This is a genomic window from Exiguobacterium sp. SH0S7, assembly GCF_004337195.1.
GTDB classification, from domain to species: domain Bacteria; phylum Bacillota; class Bacilli; order Exiguobacteriales; family Exiguobacteriaceae; genus Exiguobacterium; species Exiguobacterium aurantiacum_A.
Map to the genome: position 1 here is coordinate 455857 of NZ_SJVA01000001.1, position 14142 is coordinate 469998.

Genomic DNA, 14142 nt, shown 5'->3' on the forward strand with positions numbered 1-14142 from the left:
AGAGCTCATCATCGTTTCGCATAGCGCTAAAATTGGTGAAGGGATTCAAGATTTGATGAAAGAGATGGCTCCAGCCGTTCCGATTCATCTTGCGAGCGGACTAGAAGACGGCAGTATCGGAACCGATGTGACCCGTATCCTCGAGGCCATCGAAACCGTCGGCAAAGAGGCACTCATCCTGTCCGATATCGGATCGGCGACGATGAACGCTGAGCTTGCCATCGATATGTATGAAGGCGATAAGAAAATCAAGTTCTATGACGGTCCGATCGTCGAGAGCGCGTTCGTCGCAGCCGTCTCTTCAGGAAACGGCATGGGTCTTGATCAAATTATGGAACAGTTGAAAATGACGTAAAAAAAGAGCCAATTCGCGAAAAGCGAATTGGTTCATCTTTTTTTATGTTCGATGACCTTGAGGCGCTCTGCCCGGCACAAGATTGAAAAAATGGTATGTATACAGTCTCTCCAGGCCAGTGAACTGGCCAACTTCTTCATATTTTATGCGGTGGCTGCCATAAGGTTGGCGCGATGGACGATGGAGAAGTCGACATGGCGGTCAATCTTACGGACGAGGTGGTTTTTCGGGACCAACTGGTCTAACGAGGCGTCGGTGCGGATCGGTTCATGATGATTCCCTTCCTGTTCGGAGGCGGTGACGGTCCATACATACCGTTTTCCGTTTTCATCGGTTCTAAGAACATATCCAGGGCTTTTCTCGTCGGCCATCGAGGCCTCAGAAAAAGACAAACGGCCGCCAGATGGCGACCGTTTGCGTTGCTCGTCCGACGGCGCCCCGACTCCTGCAGGAAAGCGTGGGCGCCGGAAGGACGAGCGATTCTATTGATGTTAGTCAACAAGCTGAAGAGCCTCTCGGCTCTTTTTTTTTTTAACGTGGATTATCGTTTTTCTCATAAATCGGATTCATGTAATCTGTCGTCGAGTAGAAGCGTGGTACGACGAAGAAAAGAATGAGCGCCGGAACCGCGATTAAGAGCAACATGATCAAGACCGGCAACCAGTAGATGATCTGTTGACCGAGCATGTCGATGTTCGCGTCCGAAAACTCGGTCGCACCTTCGACTTCGACAAGGTCAGCCGTTGCAAGAATCTTGTTGTCCGTCGCATCGTAATAATGGAACTCCGTCTTACGTGTGATGAAGATGCCGTCACGTACCGTATCGAGTTCGACGACCGCTGCGATGACTTCGTTGCCGTTCGAGTGCGTGAGCGTCTCTTCTTTGACGATTTTAGCCGTTCCTTCTTTATAGTCGTAATGCGTCGCTTTCAAATCCTCTTCGAGTGCGTCTAAGAACGCCTCGTTTGCCGAGGTATTGAGTGGTGCGATTGTTAGAATGAAGATTACTGCAAGCAGGCTTGCCCATGCTTTTTTCAACATCCCCATATTCCCCCTTCTCTAATTCCAATTTAGCGTCATTCCTATTGTACCAAGAAGAAAGAAAAAAGTGTGAAGAAAATGCTATCAAAATAAGAAAAAAGCGTGTCAAATTTTCGGTCGGAACGCTGCTTCCATCCGGTAGATCGGCTGACCCATGGCGCTGAAGCGCTCTTCGTACTCGGTACGTACGTTGTCAACAGGTTCGTTTGCGTGCAAATCGAGTGAAATATCCGTGAAGTACATGCCGTATTGGCTCATACTCTCGAGCGAATATTCGAACAGACTTCGGTTGTCCGTCTTAAAGTGGATTTCGCCCCCGCGAGGCAGAATCGCTTCGTATGTGGCTAAAAACGTCTTATACGTCAAGCGGCGCTTCGCATGTCTCGTCTTCGGCCAAGGGTCCGAGAAGTTCAAGTAAACGCGGTCGACTTCTCCTGCTTCGAAATAATCGACGAGTTGCTTCGCATCGACGGTCAAGACGCGTACGTTTGGCATCGGCGTTTCGACGAGTTTTTGGACGATCGAAACGGCAACGCTCTCGAATAGCTCGATGGCGATAAAGTTGGCGTCCGGGAACTGTTGGGCCATCCCGAGAACGAATTGCCCTTTCCCAGAACCGACCTCGATAAAGAGTGGATTGTCGTTACCGAATTCGGTTTTCCAACTCCCTTTCAACTGTTCGGGATTCGTGATAAATACATGTTCTTGGGCTTGCATATAGTCTTTAGCCCAAGGTTTATGGCGTAAGCGCATTGAAATCCTACCTTTCGTTCATGAAATGTTCAAGTTTCTGCTGACTGAGCCGCTTTACGCGAGCAGTCCCCTTGCGATTATACACGAAATCATTGTTTAATGGACATGAATCATCCCTCACAAGGAGGTTAAATCAATGAGCACGTTAGATCAATTCTTAATCTTTTATGCGGCCCCGCTCACGTTTTTCGGCGCCGTCATCGCTACGTTCGTCTGGGCGTACTTTATGAAACCTGAAGATGTCTGATGTATATCGAAAGGGATGACTCACATTCGTGAGCCATCCCTTTTTTCATTGCGTCCGTTCATCCGCTTCGTCGAGTAGCTCACGAAGCACGGTCAGACCTTCAGCTCTTGCCATAGCGCTCTGTTCACCATAGATGGTCAACACGGTCTGGGCAATCGCGTACCAGTGCATCCGATAATGCAGATCGGCGGTCAGCGTGATCCCGTAATGGCTGAACCACTCTTCCCAATCGACTTCATCGACGTAGCTATAGACGACCATCGCCAAATCAAACGCGCGATCCGCGATAATGGCGTCGTCCCAATCGGTCAAATAAAGAAGTCCCGACTCATCCTCAATCCAATTATTGTGATTGAGATCAGAGTGACAAACGACCAGTTCGCGCTCGTCATCGGGCAGCCGATGGTCTGATAACCAACGGACCGCCTCATCGATCGTCTCATCTGCCTCATCTTGCTCATAGGCGGCACATTGCCGGTACAACAGTTCTGAAGTGACCGGTGTATGGTTTAACTGCTGTAACATGAATAATAGCTCTTTCGAATGATGGATCTTTCCGAGTTGCGCCGCCACTTCGGAACGCTCCATGTCGGCAGGCGATAACTCGCGACCTTCGATGAACTGTTGGGCACTGAGAACGTCTCCGTTGAACATCCGCTTCGTCCACAATAGTTTCGGGACGATGCCTTCGGCGGATAGAATCGCTAAAAATGGAGACGAATTCCGTTTAACAAAGATTTTTTGTTGGTGCGTCGTCGCTACGTACGCTTCACCCGTAATCCCGCCTGCGGAAGCCACTGTCCACTCTTCACCGAGGGCACCGATTATATCTGAATACATGTTCATCACGCTCAAATCTCATTGGAAGTTAAAAAGATACAATCACAATATTAACACGCGATAATCGTCATTGACAACGACTCGACTTGAATCTGACTCGGGTTTCGAACAATCGGCGTCAAACTTGCCTTATCCCCTTGCACGTATACGTTCCAGTCGCCTTCGGCTTGGAACGTCACTTGCTCGAACGTCCCGTTCAAATACACACGCACTCGCTGCCAAGCATCGTAAGAATGGCTTGCTGTCAGTTCGTAAGCGATCACACCAGGCGGCGACGGGAGAAACTTGAACTGCTCGACTACTTTTTGCCGGGTATCATATCGGAAACACGTGTGGCGCCGGCGTAACTTGAGCAGCGTTTTCACATACTCCACTTCTGTCGCCCGACTGTCACGAAGGTCCCAATCAAAATGATTGATCCGATCAGGGGCGTTGTAGCTGTTCTCTACGCCTTGTTTCGTCCGACCGAACTCTTGTCCGGCGTGAAGGAACGGAACGCCTTGTGACGTAATGACGATCGCCGTAGCCAGCCGTTGCATCCGTAACCTCGTCGTCTCATCCGTATCCTCACAAGCGAGCAGCAATTTATCAAACGTCGTATAGTTATCGTGCGCTTCCACATAATTGATCGTATATTGCGGACTCGGGAACCGACCGACGGTGACGTTCGGAATCTGAACGGCACCGGTGATGCATTCACGAAGTTCCCACTCCCGCCATTCGTTCCCGGATACGAAGCCGCGCTCGCGCTCGTTGAACGAGGAACCTTTCAGCGCATCTCGCATCATATCGTTAAAATGACCAATTCGTGGCATATGCGCCGCATTGTGGGAAGACGCCTTCAAGGACGGGCCGAGCGGTGTCGCCAAATCCCAACCTTCTCCATAGATCAAGATAGACCTGTCGACTTTATCAAGCGACGTCCGAACTTGGTTCATCGTTTCCACATCATGGATCCCCATCAAATCGAATCGAAAACCGTCAACTTGATACGTCGTCGCAAAATAAGTGATGCAATCGACAATCATGCGACGCATCATATACCGTTCAGACGCTGTATCATTCCCGACACCGGTACCGTTTGCGACCGTCCCGTCGTGCTCATACCGGAAATAATAATATGGCACGAGCGCTTCGAGCGACGACTGTTCACGAATGAACACATGGTTCATGACGACATCGACGACGACGCGCATCCCGGTTTTGTGTAACTCGTTCACCATTCGGGCATACTCGAGCACTCTTGTTGTCGGGGCGCTTGGGTCTGAGGCGTAGCTCCCTTCTAAAGCAAACCAATGAATCGGGTCGTACCCCCAGTTATAAGGCATGCGTGTCAACTCGTCGACGCTGCCGAAGTCATGAACCGGGAGCAATTGTAAATGTGTGACGCCTAACTCTTTCAAGTAATCGAAACCGGCACTCTTATCACCGGTCGTCCGAATCCCGGTTTCGACGATGCTGCCGTATAATCCGTTTAGACGGCTCGTCGAAGCGGGGTGGCTCGTGAAGTCGCGGATATGAAGTTCGTAGATGACGGCGTCAGTCGCTTTTCGGAGCGGCGGCCGTAACACCGGTTCAACGTGTTTCGCAATCTCGGCTTCGACATCGACCAATACGCCAAATTCGCCATTCAAGCTGACGGCTTTCGCGTAAGGGTCGACGATATCGTTCGTTTCGACCGGTGTTTTGACGTGAAGACGGTACAGTAAACCTTCGTAACCTTTTGGCACCTCGGCATGCCAGACGCCGCGGCTACCGCGCATCATCCGAAATCGCTCGATTTCCCGATGCGTGTCTTCATCATGCACCGTCACCCAAATCGAGAAAGCGACAGGTGACCAGACGAATACGTCAATCACATTTATGCCAAAGAGGAGTCCGAGCGGTCCATCGTAGGCGTATCTGCGTTCAAACTCATTCGTCTGGACAATTTCTCTCGGGACGACCACGATTGTTTTATGTCCAGGATGAAATACGGTATAAACCGATTCCAGCGTTACCGGGCGCGCGAGACGGATGTCCCGTTCAATCGTCCCGGCCTCAGTTGATCGTTCTTCGAGCACCACGTAAGTAACAGGGCGCCCATTTTGCTCGATTTGTACTGGAATGGACTCATATTCGGCGATGACTTCGAGTCGAACCGTCTCAAATGAGAGGAGCGTTGCCCGCTCGATTGTCACATGCGTTGTCGCCTGTTGATCAGGTGTGTGATACATACTCGTTCCATCCTCTCCTACTGATCCAAAAATTGTCGAAACGGCATCTGTGCTGTCGTATCTAGAAGTTTCGCCACATCTCGAATTTGTTGGGCTTTCACGATGGATGCCCTCGCATTGACTTGTTTCATCCATTGGTCGTAATCCGACCGTGAAACAAACTGGGTCGCGCGTGTCTCCGGCACATGATCGAAATAGCCGTTCGGAGCCAACGCCACTTTTTGGATGACCCCATCATAGGACGGAAGAAACTGCCTTACGATTTCTTCGGTGCGTGTCAATGCGATGAGCGGATTGACTACACGTTTATTTTCCCCTTTGAGTGGTTGATGAATCCAAGTCTTCTGTTTCGATACGTGATAGATGCTGCGGTCACCTTCAAGCCATTCAACGAGATAAATATGCGACGGCCCAACGATGATATGGCTTAGTTCAACCATGGCCCCGTTCCACTCGACGACAGGACGATACATGAAAAAGTGATGCTCGTTCCATTCTGTAAGCATATGCCGATAACTATAGTCCCGCAAAAAAGCTAATAGTGGCATATCCGCTTCTGTTGCCCCTTCGCACGCAAATTGAAGCTTTTGGATGCGGCGCCGGTTTGTGAGCAGCGTTTGAAATTGTTTTTCCGTCAACGGGTTCGCTTCGAGTTCGATGCGCTCCGTACGACGCCAAAATTTCCACCACGGGTTTTCAAACTCCATGATTTCCGGCGGAGTTAGCCGATTTGAGTCGTAGAGTCTGCGCATTCGCGCCGTATCGGATTCGATATACTCTTGAAAACGATTGAATTGATCGAGCATGTTCCGTTCATATTTAGAAATTACGTCAAAAATTTTAATCGGGATCGCCATGTGTCCTCCTCTGAATGCGCTAGCGGAAATACTTCAACTGCTTCATAGGCAGGAGTCTTTGTCGGATTGATTCGATAGAGCACTACTTCTGTGATTGCTTCTTCCACGTCAAACGCAGGTGCGATATAAGGGATCCGCTCGCCGGTATCCCATTTCTTTGCAAGGGTGACGTGTGCTGCGAACGGTTTCCGATCGATGGCTGAAATCTCTTCTGCCAATTTGCGCCGAAGTGTACTGACGAATGTCAAAAGCGCTTCAGACGGATTCGGGATGATTGTCAGCACGCGCGGACGATCCGGTCTCCCAAAATGATCAATCTGCTGAAAAAGTAACGTGAACGGCGCCGTTTCGTGCGCCACGCCTCGAGTGATCTCTTTGACTGCCTCTACTTGGTCATCGTCTAATGCCCCTAAAAATTGAAGCGTCAAATGAAATTCCTCTGGTCGATAAACGCGGCGATAGGAATAAAACGGTAAGATGTCCCGTTGGATTTGTTCAAACTGTCGCGCTTCGATCGGGAGCGCTATAAAATAATGTGTCGACATCGCTCGTCATCCTTTCTCACGGAACCGTCTCAGTCCCAAGAATAAAATCGCGCCGATGACACTGACTGCTGTGTACATCCAAAATACACCGATAATGCTGTCTACTTCAATGATAATCCCGCTCAACTGATTGAATGCGGCCGTCGCCAAGCCCGATGTGACAGCCATATAGACGCCAATCGCTGTCGAAGTGACGTTTAAGCTGACAAGACTTCGGACAAACTGAAGTGCAACCGGAATGAGCAATCCGACGACGAGTCCTTGGACGATGGCAAGCAACCAAACGACCCACAACGACGGTTCGAGTGCGAGCCAACCGTTCCGAAGCGCTGAAATCAAAGCTGCCCCAGCGAGTACGTTGACGGTACCGAGACGTGCGACAATTTGATGCGCCACTTTCATAAACGGGATCTCACAGAGCACCGCCACTAAAAACAACGTCCCGACGAGCGTCGTCGAGCCGCCGATGCTCGTCACATAAATTCCAAAATAGTAGTTGTTTGCGTAAATCGGACCAAAGACGAGCATGCCGCCGACTAAAAACGCCACGAACGGTGCATTCCAAATGGCTGACCAAGCGAACGGGGCTGCTGTCGTCGTATGGGTTACACCCGTATCCGTAATTTGCTTCAAGGCGACGGTTCCGACGACGAGCACGATCGCACTAAGCAGAAACGTACTCGATAACCCCCATGACGTATCCGCAATCCGGCCGATCATGAAGACCGCGATGGCAAACCCAGCCGAGCCGAACAAACGGATGGCTCCGTAATCGATTTTAGCGCGGGACGTGTAGTCGAGCGTCATCATATCGACGAGCGGAATGTGGGCACATTGGAATATCGACCAGGCCACCATCAACAGAATGATCCAGACGTACGATGTCGCAAATAAAAATGTGAGCGAGATTGCCGCAGCCGCAATCATTGCTAACATTAACCAGGCGCGGGTTCGGCCCGTGCGGTCGGCCAGCATGCCCCAGAGTGGTTGTACACCAATCGATAAAATCGGCAAAATGGCGACGATCGTCCCGACCTCACTCGGTGACAAATCAAAACGTGCTTGTGAGAAGAACAAGGCCATGTATGGGATGAGGGCGCCTTGTGCGAAAAAGATGGCGACATAAATCGATTGAAACGATTTTTTTTGCTGGTTCACGTTCAACTTCCTTCCTAACAGACAGAGAGCCGACCGATGCAGTCAGCTCTCAAAGGTTATTATTTGGCGAGCTCGTAAATTGCTTCCGCATAGATTGCGGCCGCACGTAATAAATCTTCAACTTCCATATACTCGTCGACCTGATGGGCGACATCTTTCGCTCCCGGGAACAATGCGCCGAACGCGACGCCGGCTTCGAGCGAGCGAGCATACGTACCGCCTCCGATTGCCATCAGGTGCGCTGATTCACCAGTTTGGCGCTCATAGACGCCTGCTAATGTTGTCACGAGCGGATGGTCTTCCGAAACGTGGTGTGGCGGCATATGGTGTTTTGTCGTCAATTCGAAACCGAATGACAACGCGATTTCTTTCAAGTTTTGCAGACGTTCCGTGAACTTTGCCGTATACGGGTAACGGATGTTGACCGTCGCCATCCGCTCCGTGTCGTTGTAGCGGAAGACGCCACCGTTGATCGTCAGATCCCCGGTCTCGTCACTCGCTTCAATACCGAGCGAGATGCCGCGTGAGTCCGCAAAGACGTGACGGACGAACTCGATGTAGCGCTCACCTTGAATATCGAGCGCGAGCGTGAGCAGGAAGCCTGCGAGCACGTAGGCCGCGTTCACCCCGTTGTCTGGTTCCATCGCGTGGGCCGCGACGCCTTTTATTGTGAACGTGTACATCCCTTCTTCAAAAACACACGTCCCGTCCGCTTCATACTTCTCGAGATACGCCTCGAATTGGTCTTCGAGCACTTCATTCGTTTTCAACACCGCTGTCGCAACGTCTGGCACCATGTTCGGGCGTTCCCCGCTGATGAACGAGACGAGGTGATGTTTCGTTCCCGTGCCGTGCTGGATCGGAAGTTGCTTGAGCACGCCATCGTATAGACCTTTCTCGGCGTTGATAATCGGGAAATCGGCGTCAGGCGCAAACCCATACGTCGGCATTTCTTCTTGTTTAAAGTACTCACGGACGCAACGCCACTCGCTCTCTTCGTCACAGCCCGCAATGAGACGGACCCGTTTCGATAGTGGCAAACCGAGCTCTTTGACGATCCGCAGTCCGTAATAGGCAGCCATCGTCGGTCCTTTATCATCATTGCTGCCGCGTGCAAAAATTTTGCCGTCGGTGATTGTCGGGTTGAACGCCCCATACGTCCACCCGCCCCCGGCTGGTACGACATCGAGATGGCACAAGATGCCGACGAGTTCTTCACCTTCGCCGTATTCTAAATGTCCCGCATATCCGTCGACATCCTTTGTGATAAAGCCATCACGTTGACCTAGATCGAGCATATAGTCGAGCGCTTGACGGACTTCTGGGCCGAACGGCTCGTTCGGTCCTGTTTTCGATTCGTTTAACACGCTCGGAATTGTAAGTAATCCTTTAAGATCGTTTAAAAACGCATCTTTTCGTAAGTCGACTTCTTGTCTCCAGTTCATGTCAATCTCCCCTTTGCGAATGTTCTCTCCCTTATTAGTATATCCAAATGTCAGAAAGACGAACATTTATTTCGAAAATAATTTTTCGTTCGTCTTTAAGCTCCATAACCGATGATTTACAGTTCGTTCATTCGATATTTACGTTCATAACATGTTCTTTACATTGAAATCGTTCGTTCTTTTCTCTTGCTTTTCTGTTTAGGAGCGTTATACTTAAGATGTAATTTTAGAAAATAACAATTTCATATTTCATTCGTCGTCCGTCGGTTTCGTCTTTCACCATTCTACGCATTGGGAGGTCATCCAATGAAAGGTTCAACAGATCGTATGCTAACCCGTATTAAGTCGATTTATTTATTTATCAACGAAAGGGATTGCGTTACCACTTCAGAACTAGTAGAAGAGTTCGGCATCACATCACGCACTGTCCAGCGTGATTTGAACGTACTTGAATACAACAATCTTGTAGAAAGTCCGAGTCGCGGCACGTGGACGTCATCGAAACGTTCACTGAAGACGGCAAATTGAATATAATTACAAGGGGTTCCGCGAGCGGGGCCTCTTTTTTTACATAAAAAATGAGACCGGATGCCTTTCTGACATCCGGTCTCACTTTTCACTCCTGATTCATGACAAAAACTGTTCGACTTCTGCTTCAGTCAGTTCACGGTATTCACCAGGCTGTAACGATTCATCGAGTTCGAGCGGTCCAATTTGGACACGTTCGAGCTGTTCGACGTGCTTACCGACCGCAGCGATCATCCGCTTGACCTGATGATACTTCCCTTCCGACAACGTCAGGCGAACGACCGATTTTTGGCCCGTCTGACTGAGCACTTCAAGACGCGCCGGTTTCGTCGTGTATCCGTCCTCGAGAGCGACTCCTTCCGCGAACGTGCGGATGTCCTCGACCGTCATCTCACCGTCGACTTCGGCGATATACACCTTGTCGACGTGTTTACGCGGTGACATGAGAGCGTGGTTGAACGCCCCATCGTTCGTGATGAGCAGCAGGCCCGTCGTATCTTTGTCGAGACGACCGACAGGAAACAGCTCGTAATGGGCGTAAGCCGGGTCGATCAATTCGATGACCGTCGACTCAACTTTGTCCTCGGTCGCACTGATGACACCAGCCGGCTTATTCATCATCAAGTAGACGAACGGACGGTACTCGACCGGCTCACCGAGCACGGTGACCGTCTCACTGTCCGTGTCGACGTGACGTTTCGCATCTTTCACAGGTTGGTCGTCGATTCGAACCGCTCCCTGTTTTAATAACAGTTTCACGTCTTTACGTGAACCATAGCCCATATTGGCTAACAACTTATCAATTCGCATTATTTTTCCTCCGATATTGGAATCGTTTTCCTAACAGTTTCCCGGCCAAGTGGCTTCTCCATCCGAGATAGCCATACACGACGAGCCCGATCCCGAAGCCGACGACGGTCGCAACGATGTCATTGCTCCAACTTGGTTGGTCATTCAGTGTGACGAACAACGACCCATACACCGCAACGAACATCGCCGCACCCATCGCAAACATAAGGATCGTGCGACGTAACAGTTGTTTGTATGGAAACTGAAGTGCCCGCTGAATCTTCCACACCATGAGGATGATCGCCACGATGTATCCGGCAATCGTCGCATACCCGGCACCGATGCCGCCGAGCGCGTATACGAATGGGACGTTCAAGACGACTTTCGTCAAGAGCCCCATCGCTGTCGCGAAAATCGTGAAGTATTGTTTATTGATTCCTTGCAAAATTGCCGCAGCGACCGAGTAATAGGCGAGGAAGAATGCACTCGGTGCGTAGTGGAGCAAGTAGACCCACCCTTCCCGATCACCCGGGAAGAGCGTCCCAAACAACGGCTCTGAGAGCGCGACGAGTCCGATGACGGCTGGAATCGTCACGAAGAACGATACTTGGAAAATATGATTGACTTGATTGCGGACTTTATCCATGTCCCCGTGTGTGAACGATCGGGTGACGAGTGGAATCGTCGCCATCGACACACTGGCCGCGATCGATACCGGGATCAAAACGATCTTGTGGGCGTTACCGGTCAAAAAACCGAACGCCGACGTCGCCTCAGCCACCGATTTCCCGGCGTTGAGCAACGTGTTGACCATCGTCAACTGATCGACGAACTGGTAGAGCGGTGTCGACAAGCCGACCATGACGATCGGAATCGAGTAGCTGAGCAATTCAAGCAAGAGCGACTTCATCGAACGGACCGGCGTCCCTTCAGGGTTGTCGGTTTGACGATGAATGTCTTTCCGTTTGCGCCAGTACATCGCGAGGACGACGATACTTCCGATCGCCCCAATGAACGCACTGAACGTCGCGATCGTCACGGCGAGCACTTTCAATCCATTCAGTTCCGTCGTCTCGACCGCCGCCGTCCCGCCGAGCGTGTCAGCGAGCGGACGGACGAACTCCGAGTCTGAGAAGACGAACAAGACGAGCATCGTTCCGCTGAGCAAGAACATGATGCGTACGATCTGTTCGATGACTTGTGAGATAGCCGTCGGGGCCATATCTTGATGTCCCTGGAAATAACCACGGACCATACTCATCGCCGGGATGAGTAAGAGCGCAAAACTGACGCTTCTTGTGACGAGCGTGAGCGAGTCGATATACTGTTGATTATTTTCCGAATTGCGGACCATGAGCTCCGACAACCACGGAGCGGCAAAAAAGAGTAAGAAAAAGGCGACGACACCGGTCAAGAGCATCAGCTTCATCCCTTGCCGGAACAGCCGTTGACTCGTCCCATACTCGCCGAGCGCGTTATACTTGGCGATGAATTTCGAGACGGCAACCGGGATCCCTGCCGTCGAGATGGCGATCATGAGCGCATAATACGTATATGCCGCTTGGTATAACGTAACACCGGCAATCCCGACCATCGCTTGGAACGGGAACGTGTACAGCAGTCCGAGCGCACGGGAAATCAAGTTCCCGGCTGATAAGAGCAGCGTTCCTTTGACGAAGGATTCTCGTCCTGAATCTTGTTTGACGCTTGATGACATGAGATACCTCCATCTATTCATACAACGTTTGAAATGTCCTAGTTTTACAAAACGACCGTTTCTCATTATACTCTTACTGTTGCGGATAATAAAGTTACGATAATTTTACGTGTCGATTTGAAACAGAAACGAGGGATACTATGATGAAAGATGTCATCGTCATCGGAGGAGGCCCAAGCGGCCTGATGGCGACCTATGCAGCCGCAAAAGCCGGAGCGAACACGCTCCTGATTGATAAAGGTTCTAAACTCGGACGCAAACTCGCCATTTCAGGCGGAGGACGTTGCAACGTTACGAACCGTAAACCGGTCGATGAGTTGATTCAATTCATTCCTGGGAACGGACGCTTTTTATACAGCGCCCTCGCCCAGTTCGATAATCAGTCCATCATCGATTTGTTCACGGGCTTCGGCATCCCGTTGAAAGAAGAAGACAATGGCCGGATGTTCCCGGTGACGGACAAGGCCCAGGACGTCGTCAACACGCTCCTTCGCGCCATCGATTCGCTCGGGGTCGAGATTCGGAAGAACGCGAAAGTGAAGACGCTCCATTTTAATGAAGCAAACGAGTTCGAAGCGGTCGAATTAGAAGACGGGGAACGGATCGAGGCCAAGGCATGCGTCATCGCCGTCGGCGGACAATCCGTCCCCCACACCGGCTCGACCGGCGACGGCTATCCGTGGGCCGAGAAAGCGGGGCACACGATCACAGAACTATTCCCGACCGAGGTACCCATCCTATTGAACGATTCGTTCATCGGGACGAAACAGTTGCAAGGACTGTCGCTTCGTGATGTCGCACTCACCGTGCACGGTAAAAAAGGGAAGCCGATCAAGACGCACCGCGGTGACATGATCTTCACCCACTTTGGCATTTCGGGTCCGATTGCACTCAGATGCAGCCAATATACGATCAAAGAACGCAAGCGCAGCAAAGAACGGGTCGTCGCCCTATCCCTTGACTTGTTCCCGGACATGGCGCGCGATGAGCTCGTTCAAGAGTTGTGGAACCAAGTCCAAGCTCAGCCGAAACGTGCTGTCAAAAACGTCTGGAAAGGGTTCATCCCGGAGCGGATGCTCGACCTCCTCTTGGCTGAACTCGCTTTCGGCGAAGAGGACGCGAGCCAGTTGAAACGACAATCGGTTATCGATTTCGCGACGCGTCTCAAGACGTTCGAACTGCACGCGACAGGTACGCTCGACTTCGATAAGGCGTTCGTCACTGGCGGTGGTGTCTCGGTCAAAGAGATCGCCCCACAGACGATGATGTCAAAAAAAGCAGACGGTTTGTTCTTCGCCGGCGAGGTGCTCGATATTCATGGATACACGGGCGGCTATAACATTACGGCCGCTTTCACGACCGGCCACTGCGCCGGGTCACATGCGGCGGAATTCTCCACACTCGAGCCTGCAACGTAAAGAGAGCGTGGACTAACAGGAGTGATATCGCTCATCCTATCGGCGCCCACGCTTTCGCAGGCAATCCCGGAGCCGCATCGCGACTAACGTCGCTGCTGGGTCTCCGTCGGATTGCTTTCCTGCAGGAGTCGGGGCGCCGTCTGACGAGCAACTTAAACGGTCGACATCGGGCTACTGCGGACTCGACTTCAATTTTATGTTAGGCAGAGCGTCTCAAGGCCCTTGAACATAAA

At 51.1% G+C, this 14142-nt stretch carries 15 protein-coding genes; 4 read left to right on the forward strand and 11 right to left on the reverse strand.

All coding sequences use genetic code 11. The annotated features are described in order from the left end of the window. Positions 1-10 precede the first annotated feature (10 nt). Positions 11-355: a dihydroxyacetone kinase phosphoryl donor subunit DhaM gene (gene dhaM, locus EVJ22_RS02385; protein WP_255569939.1), complete on the forward strand. Its 345-nt coding sequence runs from the start codon at positions 11-13 to the stop codon at positions 353-355. A gap of 143 nt (positions 356-498) precedes the next feature. Here the strand turns inward: dhaM and EVJ22_RS15440 are convergent, their stop codons facing one another. The 3 genes from EVJ22_RS15440 to trmB all read right to left on the reverse strand — a co-directional run bounded on the left by EVJ22_RS15440 (position 499) and on the right by trmB (position 2149). After that, complete coding sequence (locus EVJ22_RS15440) at positions 499-747, reverse strand: hypothetical protein (protein WP_158625486.1); 249 nt, start codon at positions 745-747, stop codon at positions 499-501. A gap of 139 nt (positions 748-886) precedes the next feature. Next, positions 887-1396 carry a hypothetical protein gene (locus tag EVJ22_RS02395; protein WP_233589570.1) on the reverse strand — a complete coding sequence of 170 codons (510 nt, stop codon included), beginning with the start codon at positions 1394-1396 and terminating at the stop codon, positions 887-889. Positions 1397-1501: 105 nt separating this feature from the next. Beyond that, on the reverse strand, positions 1502-2149 hold the full coding sequence (gene trmB / locus EVJ22_RS02400) for a tRNA (guanosine(46)-N7)-methyltransferase TrmB (RefSeq protein ID WP_071397854.1): 648 nt from the start codon (positions 2147-2149) through the stop codon (positions 1502-1504). 136 nt (positions 2150-2285) lie between these two features. On the opposite strand from trmB, the gene cydS reads away from it, so the two are divergent. Continuing rightward, positions 2286-2396 (forward strand): cytochrome bd oxidase small subunit CydS family protein, encoded by a 111-nt coding sequence (gene cydS, locus EVJ22_RS15760; RefSeq protein ID WP_438802343.1) that lies wholly within the window; start codon positions 2286-2288, stop codon positions 2394-2396. A 45-nt stretch (positions 2397-2441) separates the two neighbouring features. On the opposite strand, the gene EVJ22_RS02405 is transcribed toward cydS, so the two are convergent. From EVJ22_RS02405 to pepV, 6 genes are read right to left on the reverse strand one after another with little or no spacing between them, the layout of a single operon-like run. Further along, positions 2442-3236 (reverse strand): phosphotransferase family protein, encoded by a 795-nt coding sequence (locus EVJ22_RS02405; protein WP_070329440.1) that lies wholly within the window; start codon positions 3234-3236, stop codon positions 2442-2444. 50 nt (positions 3237-3286) lie between these two features. Next, positions 3287-5452 (reverse strand): type I pullulanase, encoded by a 2166-nt coding sequence (gene pulA, locus EVJ22_RS02410; RefSeq protein WP_071397855.1) that lies wholly within the window; start codon positions 5450-5452, stop codon positions 3287-3289. A gap of 17 nt (positions 5453-5469) precedes the next feature. Beyond that, complete coding sequence (locus tag EVJ22_RS02415) at positions 5470-6309, reverse strand: NERD domain-containing protein (RefSeq protein WP_071397856.1); 840 nt, start codon at positions 6307-6309, stop codon at positions 5470-5472. After that, the gene (gene thpR / locus EVJ22_RS02420) at positions 6279-6854 is read right to left on the reverse strand and encodes an RNA 2',3'-cyclic phosphodiesterase (protein ID WP_131443053.1); all 576 of its coding nucleotides are present in this window, start codon (positions 6852-6854) and stop codon (positions 6279-6281) included. The genes EVJ22_RS02415 and thpR overlap by 31 nt, the downstream gene beginning before the upstream one ends. A gap of 6 nt (positions 6855-6860) precedes the next feature. Next, positions 6861-8012 carry an MFS transporter gene (locus tag EVJ22_RS02425; RefSeq protein WP_233589571.1) on the reverse strand — a complete coding sequence of 384 codons (1152 nt, stop codon included), beginning with the start codon at positions 8010-8012 and terminating at the stop codon, positions 6861-6863. A gap of 59 nt (positions 8013-8071) precedes the next feature. Then, positions 8072-9457, reverse strand: a complete 1386-nt coding sequence (gene pepV, locus EVJ22_RS02430; RefSeq protein ID WP_071397859.1) for a dipeptidase PepV — start codon at positions 9455-9457, stop codon at positions 8072-8074. A 306-nt stretch (positions 9458-9763) separates the two neighbouring features. Here pepV and EVJ22_RS02435 point away from each other — a divergent pair, with 306 nt between their 5' ends. Continuing rightward, positions 9764-9985, forward strand: coding sequence for a DeoR family transcriptional regulator (locus EVJ22_RS02435; RefSeq protein ID WP_083274163.1), 222 nt, complete (start codon positions 9764-9766; stop codon positions 9983-9985). Between the two features lie 99 nt (positions 9986-10084). Here the strand turns inward: EVJ22_RS02435 and EVJ22_RS02440 are convergent, their stop codons facing one another. Next, on the reverse strand, positions 10085-10795 hold the full coding sequence (locus EVJ22_RS02440; RefSeq protein WP_071397860.1) for a pseudouridine synthase: 711 nt from the start codon (positions 10793-10795) through the stop codon (positions 10085-10087). Further along, entirely contained in the window at positions 10785-12491 is a 1707-nt protein-coding gene (locus EVJ22_RS02445) for a putative polysaccharide biosynthesis protein (protein ID WP_071397861.1), read from the reverse strand. The genes EVJ22_RS02440 and EVJ22_RS02445 overlap by 11 nt, the downstream gene beginning before the upstream one ends. 140 nt (positions 12492-12631) lie before the next feature. On the opposite strand from EVJ22_RS02445, the gene EVJ22_RS02450 reads away from it, so the two are divergent. After that, a complete protein-coding gene (locus tag EVJ22_RS02450; protein WP_131443055.1) occupies positions 12632-13909 on the forward strand; it encodes a BaiN/RdsA family NAD(P)/FAD-dependent oxidoreductase in 1278 nt (425 codons plus the stop codon). Positions 13910-14142: the final 233 nt, after the last annotated feature.

Excerpts from the sequence above, each read along its gene's own strand:
- EVJ22_RS02415 (WP_071397856.1), bottom strand. The coding sequence starts at position 6,309 with ATGGCGATCCCGATTAAAATTTTTGACGTAATTTCTAAATATGAACGG.
- EVJ22_RS02395 (WP_233589570.1), bottom strand. The coding sequence starts at position 1,396 with ATGTTGAAAAAAGCATGGGCAAGCCTGCTTGCAGTAATCTTCATTCTA.
- EVJ22_RS02445 (WP_071397861.1), bottom strand. The coding sequence starts at position 12,491 with ATGTCATCAAGCGTCAAACAAGATTCAGGACGAGAATCCTTCGTCAAA.
- pulA (WP_071397855.1), bottom strand. The coding sequence starts at position 5,452 with ATGTATCACACACCTGATCAACAGGCGACAACGCATGTGACAATCGAG.
- EVJ22_RS02435 (WP_083274163.1), top strand. The coding sequence starts at position 9,764 with ATGAAAGGTTCAACAGATCGTATGCTAACCCGTATTAAGTCGATTTAT.
- pepV (WP_071397859.1), bottom strand. The coding sequence starts at position 9,457 with ATGAACTGGAGACAAGAAGTCGACTTACGAAAAGATGCGTTTTTAAAC.
- cydS (WP_438802343.1), top strand. The coding sequence starts at position 2,286 with ATGAGCACGTTAGATCAATTCTTAATCTTTTATGCGGCCCCGCTCACG.
- EVJ22_RS02440 (WP_071397860.1), bottom strand. The coding sequence starts at position 10,795 with ATGCGAATTGATAAGTTGTTAGCCAATATGGGCTATGGTTCACGTAAA.
- thpR (WP_131443053.1), bottom strand. The coding sequence starts at position 6,854 with ATGTCGACACATTATTTTATAGCGCTCCCGATCGAAGCGCGACAGTTT.
- EVJ22_RS02405 (WP_070329440.1), bottom strand. The coding sequence starts at position 3,236 with ATGTATTCAGATATAATCGGTGCCCTCGGTGAAGAGTGGACAGTGGCT.
- trmB (WP_071397854.1), bottom strand. The coding sequence starts at position 2,149 with ATGCGCTTACGCCATAAACCTTGGGCTAAAGACTATATGCAAGCCCAA.
- EVJ22_RS02450 (WP_131443055.1), top strand. The coding sequence starts at position 12,632 with ATGATGAAAGATGTCATCGTCATCGGAGGAGGCCCAAGCGGCCTGATG.